The 15,440-nt window shown below is 59.8% G+C and carries 12 protein-coding genes; 6 read left to right on the forward strand and 6 right to left on the reverse strand.

Annotation, left to right across the window (positions count from 1 at the left end):
- Positions 1–9 precede the first annotated feature (9 nt).
- Positions 10–1,749, forward strand: coding sequence for a PTS fructose-like transporter subunit IIB (locus tag ACA051_RS04135; protein WP_497373612.1), 1,740 nt, complete (start codon positions 10–12; stop codon positions 1,747–1,749).
- A gap of 167 nt (positions 1,750–1,916) precedes the next feature.
- The gene (locus ACA051_RS04140; RefSeq protein ID WP_497373614.1) at positions 1,917–3,458 is read left to right on the forward strand and encodes an alkaline phosphatase D family protein; all 1,542 of its coding nucleotides are present in this window, start codon (positions 1,917–1,919) and stop codon (positions 3,456–3,458) included.
- Between the two features lie 123 nt (positions 3,459–3,581).
- Here the strand turns inward: ACA051_RS04140 and ACA051_RS04145 are convergent, their stop codons facing one another.
- Positions 3,582–6,110 (reverse strand): PepSY domain-containing protein, encoded by a 2,529-nt coding sequence (locus ACA051_RS04145; RefSeq protein WP_497373616.1) that lies wholly within the window; start codon positions 6,108–6,110, stop codon positions 3,582–3,584.
- Between the two features lie 256 nt (positions 6,111–6,366).
- The gene (locus tag ACA051_RS04150; protein ID WP_497307973.1) at positions 6,367–8,682 is read right to left on the reverse strand and encodes a TonB-dependent receptor; all 2,316 of its coding nucleotides are present in this window, start codon (positions 8,680–8,682) and stop codon (positions 6,367–6,369) included.
- Between the two features lie 206 nt (positions 8,683–8,888).
- Here ACA051_RS04150 and ACA051_RS04155 point away from each other — a divergent pair, with 206 nt between their 5' ends.
- From ACA051_RS04155 to ACA051_RS04170, 4 genes are read left to right on the forward strand one after another with little or no spacing between them, the layout of a single operon-like run.
- Positions 8,889–9,569 (forward strand): Fe2+-dependent dioxygenase, encoded by a 681-nt coding sequence (locus ACA051_RS04155; RefSeq protein ID WP_497373618.1) that lies wholly within the window; start codon positions 8,889–8,891, stop codon positions 9,567–9,569.
- Positions 9,566–10,351: a tetratricopeptide repeat protein gene (locus ACA051_RS04160; RefSeq protein WP_497307977.1), complete on the forward strand. Its 786-nt coding sequence runs from the start codon at positions 9,566–9,568 to the stop codon at positions 10,349–10,351. Before ACA051_RS04155 ends, ACA051_RS04160 begins: the two co-directional genes overlap by 4 nt.
- Before the next feature lie 56 nt (positions 10,352–10,407).
- Positions 10,408–10,671, forward strand: coding sequence for a CopG family ribbon-helix-helix protein (locus tag ACA051_RS04165; RefSeq protein WP_497307979.1), 264 nt, complete (start codon positions 10,408–10,410; stop codon positions 10,669–10,671).
- The gene (locus tag ACA051_RS04170; RefSeq protein WP_497373620.1) at positions 10,671–10,946 is read left to right on the forward strand and encodes a type II toxin-antitoxin system RelE/ParE family toxin; all 276 of its coding nucleotides are present in this window, start codon (positions 10,671–10,673) and stop codon (positions 10,944–10,946) included. Before ACA051_RS04165 ends, ACA051_RS04170 begins: the two co-directional genes overlap by 1 nt.
- An 81-nt stretch (positions 10,947–11,027) precedes the next feature.
- Here the strand turns inward: ACA051_RS04170 and ACA051_RS04175 are convergent, their stop codons facing one another.
- From ACA051_RS04175 to ACA051_RS04190, 4 genes are all read right to left on the reverse strand, one after another.
- Positions 11,028–12,191: a type III PLP-dependent enzyme gene (locus ACA051_RS04175; RefSeq protein WP_033058084.1), complete on the reverse strand. Its 1,164-nt coding sequence runs from the start codon at positions 12,189–12,191 to the stop codon at positions 11,028–11,030.
- 516 nt (positions 12,192–12,707) lie between these two features.
- Positions 12,708–13,865: an osmoprotectant ABC transporter ATP-binding protein OsmV gene (locus ACA051_RS04180; RefSeq protein ID WP_497373623.1), complete on the reverse strand. Its 1,158-nt coding sequence runs from the start codon at positions 13,863–13,865 to the stop codon at positions 12,708–12,710.
- Positions 13,862–14,515, reverse strand: coding sequence for an ABC transporter permease (locus ACA051_RS04185; RefSeq protein WP_046054361.1), 654 nt, complete (start codon positions 14,513–14,515; stop codon positions 13,862–13,864). Before ACA051_RS04185 ends, ACA051_RS04180 begins: the two co-directional genes overlap by 4 nt.
- A gap of 12 nt (positions 14,516–14,527) precedes the next feature.
- Positions 14,528–15,436: a glycine betaine ABC transporter substrate-binding protein gene (locus tag ACA051_RS04190; RefSeq protein WP_497307986.1), complete on the reverse strand. Its 909-nt coding sequence runs from the start codon at positions 15,434–15,436 to the stop codon at positions 14,528–14,530.
- Positions 15,437–15,440 lie beyond the last annotated feature (4 nt).

A 15,440-nucleotide genomic window follows, 5' to 3' on the forward strand; every position in this document is an offset into this window, starting at 1 on the left:
GGGTTTGTCATGAAGTTAGCCATTGTTACGGCCTGCCCGAACGGCATGGTTACCAGTGTGCTGTGCGCCCGTTTGCTCGATGCAGCGGCCCAGCGTCAGGGCTGGAGCACCAGCGTCGAAGTGGTGGATGCTGCGCATCCGGAACGTCAGCTGTCGGCGGCCACGATTGAAGCCGCCGAGTGGGTGTTGCTGGTCACCAGCACGCCGGTGGACATGTCGCGGTTTGTTGGCAAACGCGTGTTCCAGAGTACGCCGGCCCAGGCGTTGCAGGATGTCGAAGCGGTGCTGCGCCGGGGCGCTGAAGACGCTCAGGTGTATGTCGCGCCCGAAGCGGTCGCGCAACCTGCTGCCACCGTTCAAAACGCGCCACGCCTGGTGGCGATCACGGCGTGTCCGACGGGTGTCGCTCACACCTTCATGGCCGCCGAAGCCTTGCAGCAAGCAGCCAAGCGTCTGGGCTACGACCTGCAAGTGGAAACCCAGGGCTCGGTCGGCGCGCGCAATCCACTCAGCGCTGCGGCAATTGCCGATGCCGATGTGGTGCTGCTGGCGTGCGATATCGAAGTCGCCACCGAGCGTTTTGCCGGCAAGAAAATCTACCGCTGCGGTACTGGCATTGCGTTGAAACAAGCCGAGGCGACGCTGAATAAAGCGCTGGCCGAAGGCAAGCAGGAAACCGCATCGACCGGCGCCAAAGGCCCGGCCAAACAGGAGAAGACCGGCGTCTATAAACACCTGCTGACGGGCGTGTCGTTCATGTTGCCGATGGTGGTGGCGGGCGGCTTGATGATTGCGTTGTCGTTCGTGTTTGGTATCACCGCATTCAAGGAGGAAGGCACACTCGCCGCCGCACTGATGCAGATCGGTGGCGAGACTGCATTCAAGTTGATGGTGCCGTTGCTGGCGGGTTACATCGCCTACTCGATCGCCGACCGTCCGGGGCTGGCGCCGGGGATGATCGGTGGCCTGCTGGCGAGCACCTTGGGCGCCGGTTTTATCGGCGGGATCATTGCCGGTTTCATCGCCGGTTACGCGGCGCAGGCGATCAATCGATACGCACGCTTGCCGCAAAGTCTTGAGGCGCTGAAACCGATCCTGATCATCCCGTTGCTGGCGAGCCTGTTCACTGGCCTGGTGATGATTTACATCGTCGGCAAACCGGTGGCTGGGATGCTCGAGGGGCTCACACACTTCCTCGACAGCATGGGCACCACCAACGCAATTCTGCTCGGTGTGCTGCTCGGCGGAATGATGTGCGTCGACCTTGGCGGACCGATCAACAAGGCCGCGTATGCGTTCTCGGTCGGGCTGCTGGCCTCGCAAAGTTATGCACCGATGGCCGCGACCATGGCCGCCGGCATGGTGCCGCCGATTGGCTTGGGCATCGCCACGTTTATCGCACGGCGCAAGTTTGCTCAGGCCGAACGCGAGGCGGGTAAAGCGGCGCTGGTGTTGGGGCTGTGTTTCATCTCCGAAGGGGCGATTCCGTTTGCTGCCAAAGACCCGTTGCGGGTGATTCCAGCGAGCATTGCCGGGGGCGCATTGACCGGTGCGTTGTCGATGTATTTCGGCTGCAAACTGATGGCGCCGCACGGTGGGTTGTTTGTGTTGGCGATCCCGAATGCGATCAACCATGCGCTGTTGTACCTGCTGGCGATTGTGGCGGGGAGTTTGTTGACGGCGGTGGCGTATGCGCTGCTCAAGCGGCCGGAAGTTGTTGAGATGGCACTGGAACCCGCCAAGGCCTGACACCAACCTTGTAGGAGCGAGGCTTGCCCGCGAAGGCGAACTGACAGACACATATTTTGTTGAATGTTAAACCGTCTTCGCGGGCAAGCCTCGCTCCTACATGGGCGCGCGGTGTCACACCGGTTTCATGCGCACGTGCTTTAGTTTTCCTTTTGAGGGAGAACACCATGAGCGAATTCGACCTCGGCCGCCGGCGTGTCATGCAAGCCGTCGGCGCCGGGCTTTTGCTTCCAGGGCTGGCGCCGGCCGTCATCGCCTCGGTCAAGGACCGTCCGCAACTCACCGATGGCGTGCAGTCCGGCGATCTGATGGGCGACCGGGCGATGATCTGGAGCCGCAGCGACCGGCCGGCGCGGATGGTGGTGGAATGGGACACCCGCAGCTTGTTCAGCAACCCCCGTCGATTCGTCTCGCCATTGGCCGATGCGCGCAGCGATTTCACCGCACGGGTCGAACTCACGGGCCTGCCGGCCGATCAGTCGATTTTCTATCGCGTGTATTTCGAAGACGCCCACAGCGGCGTCGCCAGCGAACCCTGGTTCGGCCACTTGCGCAGCGTGCCGCAAACCCGGCGCGACCTTCGTTTCGTCTGGAGCGGCGACACCGTCGGCCAGGGCTTCGGCATCAACCCGGACATCGGCGGTATGCGCATCTACGAAGCCATGCGTTTGCGCCTGCCCGACTTCTTTATCCACAGCGGCGACACCATCTACGCCGACGGCCCGGTGCCGGCGCAACTGACCACCGAAAGCGGCCGGGTGTGGCGCAATATCACCAGCGAAGCCAAGAGCAAGGTCGCCGAGACCCTCGACGACTACCGTGGCAACTATCGCTACAACTTGATGGACGAAAACATCCGTCGCTTCAACGCCGAAGTCCCGCAGATCTGGCAGTGGGACGACCATGAAGTGGTGAACAACTGGTCACCGGGCAAGCAGTTGGATGACCGATACAAGAGCAAAGATATCCACAGCCTGGTGGGCCGCGCCCGCCAGGCCTGGCTCGAATATGCGCCCATGCGTCTACAGAGCGCCGATGGCGGCGGGCGGATTTATCGCCAGCTTGGCTATGGGCCGATGCTGGATGTGTTCGTGCTGGACATGCGCAGCTATCGCGAAGCCAATGACGACAACCTCGGCGCCGGCAAACCGTTTCTTGGTCGTGAGCAACTCGACTGGCTCAAGGCTTCGTTAAAAGCCTCCACTGCCCAATGGAAAGTCATCGCCGCCGACATGCCGATCGGCCTCGGCGTTCCCGACGGAGAGGTCCGCCCGGGTGTGGCGCGCTGGGAAGCGGTGGCCAACGGTGATCCCGGACCGGCCCAGGGACGTGAACTGGAAATCGCTGAACTCTTGGGCTTTTTACGGGCGCAGCAGGTGCGCAATTACGTGTTCCTGACGGCGGATGTGCATTACTGCGCCGCGCATCATTACCACCCGGATCGCGCCGTGTTCCAGGATTTCGAGCCGTTCTGGGAGTTTGTGGCCGGGCCGTTGAATGCCGGGAGCTTCGGACCCAATCCGCTGGACAAGACCTTCGGGCCCGAAGTGGTTTTCGAGAAAGCTCCGCTGGCACAAAACACCTCGCCGTTTGCCGGTTTTCAGTTTTTTGGCGAGGTGAATATCGATGGGCAGACGGGGGAGATGAGTGTGGTGTTACGGGATCTGGATGGGGTGGCGGTGTTTGAGCAGAAAGTGCAGCCGGTCTGATGGTCGTACGCCAGCCCCCTGTAGGAGCGAGCCTGCTCGCGATGGCGATCTCACAGTCAACGAAGCTGTTGAATGTGATGACCTCATAGCGAGCAGGCTCACTCCTGCAGGGAGTGCGGGTTGTCAGTAGACGTCGCGGCGGTAACGGCCCTGTTCGATCAGTCGGTCCACTTCTTCAATCCCGAGCACTTCGTTGAGTACGTGATCCACGCCTGAAGCCATTCCCTGCAAGCTGCCGCAGATGTAAATCACGGCGCCGTCGGCCAACCATTTTTTCAGCTCATCCGCAGACTCACGCAGCCGATCCTGTACATAAATCTTCTCGGCCTGATCCCGCGAGAACGCCAGGTCCAGTCGCTCCAGATCACCTGACGTCAACCACTCCTCAAGCTCATCGCGGCACAGATAGTCGTATTCCCGATTTCGCTCACCGAACAGCAACCAATGCCGTTGCTGCCCATCGGTAATGCGCGCCTTGAGCAAACTGCGCAGCCCGGCCAGCCCGGTGCCGTTGCCCAGCAGGATCATCGGCACCGGCTCGGTCGGCAGGTGGAAGCCACTGTTGCGCCGCACTCGCAGGCTGATGGTGCCACCCACCGGCGCGTGTTCGGTCAGCCAACCGGAGCCGATGCCCAGGCTGCCATCGGCATGCAACTCCTGACGCACGATCAGTTCGAGCACGCCGTCGGCGGCGATCGAGGCGATGGAGTATTCGCGCAGGGCCAAGGGCACCAGGGCGTCGGCCAGCGCTTGCGCGTGCAGGCCGACCAGGTGGGTTCTGTTTTCCGGCAGTTGTCGGCTGGCGAGGGCTTGCTCCAGCGGTTGCGACAGTCCGTCGAAGGTCACCATAGCCCGGCCTTCAATGCCCAGGCCATCAAGGAAATGCTCGATCGCCCACGGGCAATTGCGTGGCAGGATTTCCACCAGATCCCCCGCCAGCCAACTGCTGGTCGTCGGGGCGGTCAGGCCCAGAAAGTACACCGGTGAGCCGCTGCTGTCCGGGTTCATCAACTCGCGGCGGGTCAGGGTCCAGTGGTCGTAGCTCGGGGCTTGCCAGGTGTCGACCGGCGCTTGCCCGGTCAACAGACCGAGTTGCTGCTGCCAGTGACGCAAGGCGTAAGGGTCGCCGCTGTCGACTTCCACCGGGGCGAACAAGGTCTTGCCGCCATGTTCGCCCAGCCAGGTGTGCAAGCGTCGGGCGAAGCCGCAGAAGTGTTGATACTGGCGATCACCGAGACCCAGTACCGCATAATTCAGGCTTTCCAGGTTCGACGCCTGGCCCAGCACCTTGCGCTCGAAACCCCGGGCGCTGTCCGGTGCTTCGCCGTCGCCGAAGGTGCTGACCACGAACAGCGCATTGCTGGATTCACGCAAATCCTGTTCGCTGACATTCGCCAGCGGCTGAACCTTCACCGGCAGGCCGGCCGCCTGCAATTGCCCGGCGGTCTGCCACGCCAGTTGCTCGGCAAAGCCGCTTTGGCTGGCGAAGCCGATCAACCAAGCGGGTGCATTGCTGCCCGTTTGCGCGAAGTCTTTGCGGGCGTCCCTGATCTGTTTTTTCTTGCGGCGACGGTCCAGGTACAACAACCAGCCAGTGACGAAGAACAGCGGCATGGTCAGCGCGGAGAGGGTCAGGATGATCCGCCCGACGATGCCGAAGTAACTGCCCACGTGCAGCGCGTAGATACTGGTCAGCAACTGCGCCTTGAGGCTCTTGTCGCTGTAACGGTCATGCCGTTTGACGAGGCCGGTGGCCGGATCGAGGGTGATCTGGTTCAGCGCACGGTCATGGGGCGAAGTGTTCAACAGGTAGAAAACGGTGGCGGGTTGGCCGGCCACGGGCGGCATGCGGATGTTGTAGGCACTGAGTGCCGGACCTGCGGCGCTGTAGATGCTGCTCCACATGGCGGCGTAATCGGCGGTGGGCGCCGGGCCGCTTGGCGCAGGACCTCGACCGCCGCGCACGCGCTCGTTTTGCGGAGCGTCGGAAAGCAATTGGGTCAGGCCCTTGTTGTACCACTCATAGGACCAGGACAACCCGGTCAGCGCTGACAGGAGGTAAAACACCAGGCACCAGGTGCCGGCCACCGAGTGCAGGTCCCAGTTGAAACTGCGGCCCTTTTTCTTCCAGTCGAGGGTCAGCCAGGCGCGCCAGTTTTTCCATTGGCGCGGCCAGCGCAGGTACAGACCGGACAGGCAGAAAAACACCAGGATCAGCGTGCAGGCCCCGGTGATCTGCCGCCCGGTATCGCCCATGGCGAGGAAACGGTGCAGTTGCAGCATCAGGCCGAAGAAGTCCTGGCCGGTGGCTTCACCCATGAACTCGGCGGTGTACGGATCGAAGTAGCGCATCTCGCCACGGCGTTCGCCCGGTGGCGGTGTGAAACTCACCCGCGCGGCATTGCCGCTGTCGGTATCGACCCAGAGCATCGCGACTTTTTTGCCGGAGGCGCCCTCGATTTTTTCCACCAGTTCGGCGGGCGGCAGCACACCGGCAACCTGCTTTTCGACCTGCAGCACGGAAGGATTGAGCACGCTGAGGATTTCATCCTCAAACGACACCATCGCCCCGGTGATGCCCATCAGGGCCAGGACCAGTCCGGCACTGATGCCGAAAAACCAGTGCAACTGGAACAGGGTTTTCTTCAACACGTCGCTCGCCTTGTTCGTTCGAAATAATCATCACGGCGCGCATTATGCCGTGGGTTGCTGAGAAACATTCTTTTTTACGTACAAAAGCCCCGTTCATGTAGATGAACGGGGCTTGGCCTGATTTCAGCCTCACCCACATCCCATGTGGGAGCGGGCTTGCTCGCGAATGCGGAGTATCAGTCGACACCTTTATCGGGTGTGATGGCCCCTTCGCGAGCAAGCCCGCTCCCACAGGGGATTGCGGTGTGGCTGGCAATCAGAAGTGGAAGTTGGTGCTCAGCAATGCCGTGCGGCCTGCCGCCTGGTTGGCGAAGTGGGTCGAGAAGGCTTTGTCGTAGTAGGTTTCGTCGGTCAGGTTCTGCACGTTCAGTTGCAAGTCGACGTTTTTAGTCAACTTGTACGCGGCCATTGCGTCGTAACGAACGTAGGAATCGACCATGGTGGTGTTGGCCACACTGCCGAATACATCGTCAACATAGAACGCACCGCCACCGATGGTCAGCTTCGGCGTGACTTGATAGGTCGTCCACAGGCTTGCGCTGTTTTTCGGGGTGTTAGGCAGCTCGTTACCATCGTTGGCTTTGCCCAGTGGGCCGCCGTCGACTTGCTCGCTGTCCATGTAGGCGTAACCGGCGAAGACTTGCCATTTTTCAGTGATCTTGCCGGTGGCCGACAGTTCGATACCTTGAACGCGGGTTTTGCCAGCGTTCTCATACGAAGTGGTATCGACTTGTACGCGGGCGTTTTCTTTCTCGGTGCGGAAGATATCGGCGGTCAGCGACAGGCGATCGTTCAGCAAGTCCCACTTGGTGCCGATTTCGTAGTTCTTGGTGGTTTCCGGCTCCATGTCGCTGCTCAGCAGATTGCCGTTGCGATCCGGAGTGCCGCCCAACGGATTGCCTTCCTGGCCTTCGCCCAGGGTGTTGCCCGGCGGCGTGGCGGAGGTGGCATAGGACGCGTAGATGCTGCCGTTTTCGGCCGGTTTGTAGACCACGCCGAACTGGCCGGTCACGAACTCGCTGACATCATCTCCTTTGGAGGTGGTCACGCTGGACGCGTTGTAGGTTTTGTACTTCGTGTCGAAATGGTCGTAACGCAGGCCCATGTTCACCAGCCATTGTTCTGACAATTCCAGCGTGTCGAACACGTACAGCGCATAGGTGTTGGCTTTGGTATCGGTGCCGGCGTAGTTACGCGAGATTGCACCGTTCCATGGATCGTTCGGGTTCGGGTTGGACAGCGAGGTGCAGTTGTAGCCGCTTGGTGCGCCGATGATCGCCGGGCGGCAGTTGTTTGTCGCTGCAGCCGTCGCCGGGGTGGTGTCGGTGTTGACGCTGTACGAGGATTTTTCGCTTTCCTCGTGGCTCAACTCGATACCGGTGGAGAAGCTGTTCTTGAACCCGGCGATGTAGACGTCGCCAAACAGATCGGTCTGGTTCGTGGTGGTCTCGGTGTTGCTGACGCGGGTGTTGGCCCGGCGCCAGACGCTGCCGTTATTGACGTTGCCCTTGCTGTCATCCGGCTGGGTCAGGATGTAATCCTGCATGCTGTTGCCGTGGCGCAGGGTGTTCTTGACGGTCAGCGCATCGGTCAGGTCGTGCTCGATGGCGAAGGTTGCTGTGTCGGTGCGGCCCTTGCGGAAATCGCGATCCAGACCGTAGAAGTTGCTGTCATCGCCACCGGCGAACGGCTTGTCCGGGTTGGACTTGGTGCGGGCGGCGGAACCGGCGACCGGGATGGTGTACGGAATGCCCGAGTCTGGCGTGTCGTTGCTTTCCAGATGGTAGTAATCGAGGTTGACCCGGGTGTCGGTGCCCAGGCCGAACGCCAGCGACGGCGCGATGCCCCAGCGGTCGTAATCGACGCTGTCACGGCCGGCGACATTGCTTTCGTGGCTCATCAGGTTCAGACGGCCAGCGGCGGTGTCGGTGAACTGGTAATTGCCGTCCAGGGTGTAACGCTGGGTCTGGTCCGAACCCCAGGTAAAACCACCGTCAAACGAGTCGCCCAAGTGCGCCTTTTTGCTCACCAGGTTAATGCTGCCGCCCGCCGCGCCACGGCCGCCAATGGCCGAGTTCGGGCCTTTGCTGACTTCGATCGATTCGACGGCGAAGATCTCGCGGCTCTGCGAACCGGTGTCGCGCACGCCGTCCAGATAGGTGTCGCCCTGAGCGTCGAAACCACGAATGAACGGACGATCGCCTTGTGGGTTGCCACCTTCACCGGCACCGAAGGTGATGCCCGGAACGGTGCGCAGTGCGTCCTGCATGTTGAGGGCGCCGGTGTCCTTGAGCACCTGCTGCGGGATGACGGTGACCGAGCGCGGTGTGTCCACCAGCGGTGCGGTGTACTTGGGCGAGGAGGCTTTTTCGACGTTGTAGGACGTCGCGTCCTGAGCTTCGCCAGTGATGGCGGTTGCGCCCAGGGAAATCGCATTGCCCGGCGCTTTTCCCTCGGTCTCTTGCGCCGCGAAAACCATGTGTCCGGCTGAGCCGGCCGTGATCGCCACGCCAATTGCAGACGCGAGCAAACGCGGTGAACTGACCGGTAATTGTGATTGTTGGCGTGACATGTGAATTCCCCTCCCCAAGGATTTGAGGCCGCGGAATATAGGGTAGACGCGTATTTGTATCAATTGCGAAACGTTACTATTCGCGAGGAATTTACATTCTTTACAATTTAACCTTACGGTTTTTGATGATTCGTTCGTCGTGGGGGTTTTACACGGTCAATAAGAATCAATACCATTGCCGCCTCTTTACCTCCAGGTGTCATCCCATGCTGCTGCACATTCCCGGCGTGTTCGCGAAAGAAGAAGTGCAGCGCATCCGCGAGGCTCTGGAGCAGGCAGATTGGGCCGATGGAAAAATCACCGCCGGCTACCAGTCGGCCCAAGCCAAGCACAACCTGCAAATGCCTGAAGGTCATCCGCTGGCCAAGGAAGTGGGCGCGGCGATGCTGGAGCGGCTGTGGAAAAATCCGCTGTTCATGTCCGCAGCGTTACCGCACAAGGTTTTTCCTCCGTTGCTGAACTGTTACACGGCGGGCGGCAGTTTCGACTTTCATATCGACAACGCCGTGCGCCAGCCCAAGGGCGGTATCGAGCGGGTTCGCACCGATCTGTCAGCGACGCTGTTTTTCAGCGAACCGGACGACTATGACGGCGGAGAACTGGAAATCCAGGACACCTTCGGCACCCAGCGCGTGAAGTTGCCCGCCGGGGACATGGTCCTGTATCCCGGCACCAGCCTGCACAAGGTCAACGCCGTCACCCGCGGCACGCGTTATGCGTCGTTCTTCTGGACCCAAAGCCTGGTGCGCGAAGACAGTCAGCGCGCGTTGCTGTACGAGATGGACGGGGCGATCCAGCAACTGACTCAGGACATGCCCGATCACCCGTCGCTGATCCGCCTAACGGGCACGTATCACAACCTCTTGCGTCGCTGGGTCGACGTATGAGTTTTCAATTGCGCCGCGAGGAAGTCCTCGATGGTGATTCGCTCAAAGCCATGCTGGAGGAAAGCCCCGCTCGTGCGGCGCAGGCGATTCTGATCGCTGCCCGCGAAGGCGTGCTCGACGCTCAGGCCTTGCTCGGGCAGATCCTGCTCGACGGCCAGGGCATCGCGATGGATCAGGCGCTGGCGCTGCGCTGGTTCGCGATTGCGGCTCAGGGCGGGCACTTGATGGCGCGCAACATGCTCGGTCGTTGTCATGAACATGGCTGGGGGTGTGCGGCGGATGCCTCGATTGCTGCGCGGCATTATCGAATCGCCGTCGACGCCGGGCTGGATTGGGCGATGTACAACTACGCCAATCTGCTGGCCACCGGACGCGGGGTGACTGAGGATCAGTTGCAAGCGTTGAACCTTTATCGCCGTGCGGCTGAGCTGGGTCATGCGAAGTCGATGAACCTGCTGGGGCGTTATCTGGAACAAGGACGGGAGTGTCCGGCGGATCCGCAAGCTGCGCGTGAGTGGTATCGACGCTCGGCGCTCGGCGGTGACTTTCGCGGGCAGTTCAGTTATGCCGCGGTGCTGGCTGACGAGGGACATATCGAAGAAGCGCTGGGTTGGTTACGCAAGGCGATGGAGGCGGGGAATCTGAATTTTCTGCGGGTGGCGAGCAAGGCGCTGTTGAGCGCCTTGAATCCACAAATTCGTGAGTTAGCGGCTCTCTATCATCAGCGCGTCGCTCAGATGAGCGATGAGCGGTCCGTGTCAGGGGTTGTTGAGCTGGTTTAAATCACTATGATTGGAAACTAATCACATCTCATCAATTGCTTCCTGGAGACGAAATCATGGCGGCAACCAAAGTGCTGACGGCCCATGTCCCGTTGGAGCTAGCTGATAAAGTCGATCAGATGGCTGCGAAGCTGGAGCGTTCACGGGGCTGGATCGTGAAGCAAGCGCTTGCTGACTGGGTCGATCTGGAAGAGGACCGCAGCCGGCTTACTCGTGAGGCAATGACTGACGTTGACGCCGGACGTGTGATTGATCATCAGTCTGTCCAAGCCTGGGCAGAAAGTTTGGGCACTGATAAACCGTTGCCGGTACCGTACTGATGGAGTTGAAGTGGACGAGCAAGGCGTTATCGGATCTCGCCCGACTTTTTGATTTTTTTGCGGTAGTCAATCGTCCTGCGGCAGCCCGTACCGTGCAATCTCTCACTCAGGCTCCCGAAGCGTTAATCAGCAATCCTCGGATCGGAGAGCGAGTCGACGAGTTTGAACCGCGAGATGTGCGACGACTTTTGGTCGGCCATTACGAAATGCGGTATGAGATTCAAGGCTCCACGCTCTACATCCTTCGTCTTTGGCATGTGAGAGAAAACCGATAAAAGTTGCTCCGACAGCCTGGAATGTCAGACACAAAAAAGCCCATGACACGTCATGGGCTTTTTGTTTTGAGCGTCTAGCGCTTACACGTAAAACGACTTCAGCGGCGGGAATCCATTGAATTCAACCGCGCTGTAACTGGTGGTATACGCACCGGTCGACAACCAGTACAAACGATCACCAATCGCCAGGTTCAGCGGCAGACCGTACTTGTAGTTCTCGTACATGATGTCGGCGCTGTCGCAGGTCGGGCCGGCGATGACCACTTCTTCCATCTCGCCTTTCTTCTCGGTCCAGATCGGGAACTTGATGGCTTCGTCCATGGTTTCGATCAGGCCGGAGAACTTGCCCACATCCGTGTACACCCATCGCTCTACCGCGGTACGGGATTTACGGGCGACCAGCACCACTTCGCTGACCAGGATTCCGGCGTTGGCGATTAGCGAGCGGCCCGGTTCCAGGATGATTTCCGGCAGTTCGTCACCGAAGTCTTCCTTGAGGAAACGGATGATTTCTTCAGCGTAGGTTTCCAGGCTGTTGGTGCGGGTGATGTAGTTGGCCGGGAAGCCACCGCCCATGTTGATCAGCTTCAGGTGAATGCCGTCTTCTTCTTTCAGGCGTTCGAAGATCACTTTGACCTTGGCGATCGCCGCGTCCCAGACGCTGATGTCGCGCTGTTGCGAGCCGACGTGGAACGAGATGCCGTATGGCACCAGGCCCAGGTCACGAGCGAGGATCAGCAGGTCCATGGCCATGTCGGTCTGGCAGCCGAATTTGCGCGACAGAGGCCAGTCAGCGGTGGTCGAGCCTTCGGTGAGGATGCGCACGTAGACTTTCGAGCCCGGTGCAGCCTTGGCGATGTTGCGCAGGTCGGCTTCGGAGTCGGTGGCATACAGACGCACGCCCTTCTCGTAGAAGTAGCGGATGTCCTTGGATTTCTTGATGGTGTTGCCGTAGCTGATGCGATCCGGGCCGACACCCTGGTTCATCACTTTGTCGAGCTCGTAGATCGACGCGATGTCGAAGTTCGAGCCTTTCTCTTTGAGCAAGTCGATGATTTCGACGGCCGGGTTGGCCTTGACCGCGTAGTAGACCTTGGCGAATTCGAAACCGGCGCGCAGGTCGTCATAGGCCTGGCTGATCATCGCGGTGTCGATCACCACGAACGGGGTTTCTTGTTTGTCGGCGAAAGCCTTCATTTTGTTGAAGGTATCGCGCGCGAAATAGTCTTCGACGTTGATCGACATGCTGGGAACTCCTACTGGCAAACTGAAATTATCAATGGGTGCGAGGGTGTGTCATCAATGAAATCGCACTCGTGATTTCATTGATGACACACCCTCCTGAACGTCCTCCGTATCCCCACTTTGGTTCGCCTACTTCCCAAGGCATGTCGCCGAAAGCAAAAAGGCCATGGGAGGCGGTGCTTCCCTTGGCCTTGCTGTCTCGTCGTCAGTACTTGAGCCGGATGGATCGTTTCCAGCATGGACGTTCGGCGCGAACTTTAGGGCGTGAGGGGCTTGAGATCAACAAAAAATGTCGCGTTTTTGCACGCTTCCGTCGTGCGGTCCCCGACAGTTACTGATGTAACCGACCTGCATGACAGTGTGATGTTCCCCGGATAAGGGGATTTTGGCGGGATTCAGATAAATCGAGTTGGCCCATTCGCGGGCAAGCCTCGCTCCTACAGGGTTGCGGCATGCCGTGATGTTGCGTACGACACCGCACCTGTAGGAGCGAGGTTTGCCCGCGAAGGCGTCAGATCAGGCGACAGCAGTCTCGGCCGGCGAAACAATGCTGGTCTTGCCGCCACGGGACTTACCGGAACTCAGGTACTCGGCAATCGATTCCTGAGTCACTTCCCCCAGGAACACTCGCTCGGCATCCATCACCGGCAACCACGAGCGGTTGAACTCGTACATCCGTGACAACAGGATGCGCAAATGCTCGTCGTACGCTGCGGTGGCGTTGAATTCGCGCAGGTATTGCGTACAAGTACCGGTCTGACGGTGCAAGTCGCGACGTCGTACATAACCCAGCGCCTTGTTCTCACCATCGGTGACCACAACATAACGACGGTCCAGTTCGTCCATCAACTCCAGGGCTTCAGCCACTGGCGTTTCCGGGCTCACCGACGGTGCGTTGTCCGCCGCATCTTCGGCTTTCACCAGCAACAGACGCTTGAGGGTGCTGTCCTGACCGACGAAGTTGCTGACAAAGTCGTCCGCCGGATGCGCCAGCAGCGTGTCCGGATGATCGATCTGCAGCAGCTTGCCGGCACGGAAGATCGCAATCTTGTCGCCCAGCTTGATGGCTTCGTCGATGTCGTGGCTGACCATGATTACGGTCTTGTTCAGCGCGCGCTGCATTTCGAAGAACTCGTTCTGGATCATCTCGCGGTTGATCGGATCGACCGCGCCGAACGGTTCGTCCATCAGCAACAGCGGTGCATCCGCCGCCAGCGCACGAATCACGCCGATCCGTTGCTGTTGGCCACCGGACAACTCACGGGGGTAGCGATTCAGATACTGTTTGGGCTCGAGCTTGATCATGCTCATCAACTCGCGAGCGCGGTCGTGGCATTTCTGTTTGTCCCAGCCCAGCAGGCGCGGAACGATGGTGATGTTTTCCTCGATGGTCATGTTCGGGAACAAGCCGATTTGCTGGATCACATAACCGATGTTGCGACGCAGGGTCACGGCGTCGAGGTCGGTGGTGTCTTCGCCGTTGATCAGGATCTTGCCCGAGGTCGGCTTGATCAGGCGGTTGATCATTTTCAGCGTGGTGCTTTTGCCGCAGCCCGATGGCCCGAGGAACACACAGATCTCGCCTTCATTGACGGTCAGGCTTACCGAGTCCACGGCTTTCACATCTTTGCCGTTGCTTTGGAAGGTCTTGCTGAGGTTTTGAAGTTCGATCATTTGAGCAGTCCTTTTGGAGTCAGCGTGCGTTGCAGCCATTGCAGAAGCAGGTCGGCGAAGATGGCCAGGAGACTGACCAGCACGGCGCCGACGATCAGCATCGACATGTCGCTGCGGCTGATGGAAGCGAGAATGAGTACACCGAGGCCACCGGCACCGATGGTGGCGGCGATGGTCATGACACCGATGTTCATGACCACGGCGGTGCGCACACCGGCGAGGATCACCGGCACTGCGATCGGCAGTTCGACCATGCGCAGACGCTGGCCGAAGGTCATGCCGATGCCGCGCGCGGCTTCGCGAATGCCGGGGTCGACGCCGGTCAGGGCGAGGTAGGTGTTACGCATGATCGGCAGCAGCGAATACAGAAACACCGCCGTGATCGCCGGCATCGGGCCCAGGCCCTGGCCGAATTTGGAGTAGAACGGCAACAGCAGGCCGAACAGCGCAATCGACGGTACGGTCAGCAGCACGGTGGCGCTGGCTTGCAAGGGACCGGCGAGTGTCGGGAAACGTGTCATCAAAATGCCGAGCGGCACGCCGACCAGAATCGCCAAGGTCACGGCGATGCCGACCAAGGTGATGTGCTGCCAGGTCAGGTGCAGCACCAGCGGCCAGTCGAGATGGGAAAAGGCGTTGAGAAATTCCATGGCTTTTCCTCCTTAGTTCAATGGATGCTGGCGCAGGAAATCGGCGGCAACGGATGAAGGGCTTTCGTGATCGACATCGACCCGCGCATTGAGTTGGCGCATGGTGGCGTCGTCGAACAGTTCCGCCAGCGGCTTTATTTCTTCCGCCAGTTTTGGATGGGCGTCGAGGTAGTCCTGACGCACCACTGGCGCGGCGGTGTAATCCGGGAAGTAGTGCTTGTCGTCTTCAAGCAGTTTGAGCTTGAAGGCATTCAAACGACCGTCGGTTGTGTAGACCAGACCGGCAAATACCTGGCCATTGCGCAAGGCGGTGTAGACCAAACCTGCATCCATCTGCCGTATGTTTTTGCGGGTCAGGTTCATGCCGTAGAGGTCGACCATGCCGTCCAGACCGTCGGAACGGTTGGCGAACTCGGTGTCCAGCGCCACCAGGTGATTGGTCTTCGCCTCAGCCTGCAGCACCGTGTTCAGCTCGCTGATGGTGTTGATCTGCGGGTAAGCCTTCGCGGTGCTTTCCGGCAAGGCCAGGGCATAGGTGTTGCTGAATTTCGACGGGGTCAGCCAGATCAGGCCTTTTTTCGCGTCGAGTTCTTTTACCTTGGCGTAGGACTGGGCGCTGTCGAGTTTTTCGGTGACATGGTTGTAAGCCACCAGCGACACGCCGGTGTATTCCCACATCAAATCCAGTTGGCCACTTTCGTGGGCGCTGCGGGCCAGATTGCTGCCCAGACCGCCGGTCACCTGGGTGTCGTAACCCTTGGTGCGCAGGTATTGGGAAGTGATTTCCGCCAGCAGGGTTTGTTCGGTGAACACCCGGGCGCCGATGCGGATCACCGGTTTTTCAGCGGCTTGGGCAAATCCTGCGAACAGCAGAACGCAGCCCATGATTAAGGTCATGCCTTTTAGGTGGAAAGCTTTCATAAAT

Source organism: Pseudomonas sp. LBUM1669, assembly GCF_059695705.1.

Coding starts and splice junctions, on each gene's coding strand:
- ACA051_RS04135 (WP_497373612.1), top strand. CDS start 10: ATGAAGTTAGCCATTGTTACGGCCTGCCCGAACGGCATGGTTACCAGT.
- ACA051_RS04140 (WP_497373614.1), top strand. CDS start 1,917: ATGAGCGAATTCGACCTCGGCCGCCGGCGTGTCATGCAAGCCGTCGGC.
- ACA051_RS04150 (WP_497307973.1), bottom strand. CDS start 8,682: ATGTCACGCCAACAATCACAATTACCGGTCAGTTCACCGCGTTTGCTC.
- ACA051_RS04155 (WP_497373618.1), top strand. CDS start 8,889: ATGCTGCTGCACATTCCCGGCGTGTTCGCGAAAGAAGAAGTGCAGCGC.
- ACA051_RS04160 (WP_497307977.1), top strand. CDS start 9,566: ATGAGTTTTCAATTGCGCCGCGAGGAAGTCCTCGATGGTGATTCGCTC.
- ACA051_RS04165 (WP_497307979.1), top strand. CDS start 10,408: ATGGCGGCAACCAAAGTGCTGACGGCCCATGTCCCGTTGGAGCTAGCT.
- ACA051_RS04170 (WP_497373620.1), top strand. CDS start 10,671: ATGGAGTTGAAGTGGACGAGCAAGGCGTTATCGGATCTCGCCCGACTT.
- ACA051_RS04175 (WP_033058084.1), bottom strand. CDS start 12,191: ATGTCGATCAACGTCGAAGACTATTTCGCGCGCGATACCTTCAACAAA.
- ACA051_RS04180 (WP_497373623.1), bottom strand. CDS start 13,865: ATGATCGAACTTCAAAACCTCAGCAAGACCTTCCAAAGCAACGGCAAA.
- ACA051_RS04185 (WP_046054361.1), bottom strand. CDS start 14,515: ATGGAATTTCTCAACGCCTTTTCCCATCTCGACTGGCCGCTGGTGCTG.
- ACA051_RS04190 (WP_497307986.1), bottom strand. CDS start 15,436: ATGAAAGCTTTCCACCTAAAAGGCATGACCTTAATCATGGGCTGCGTT.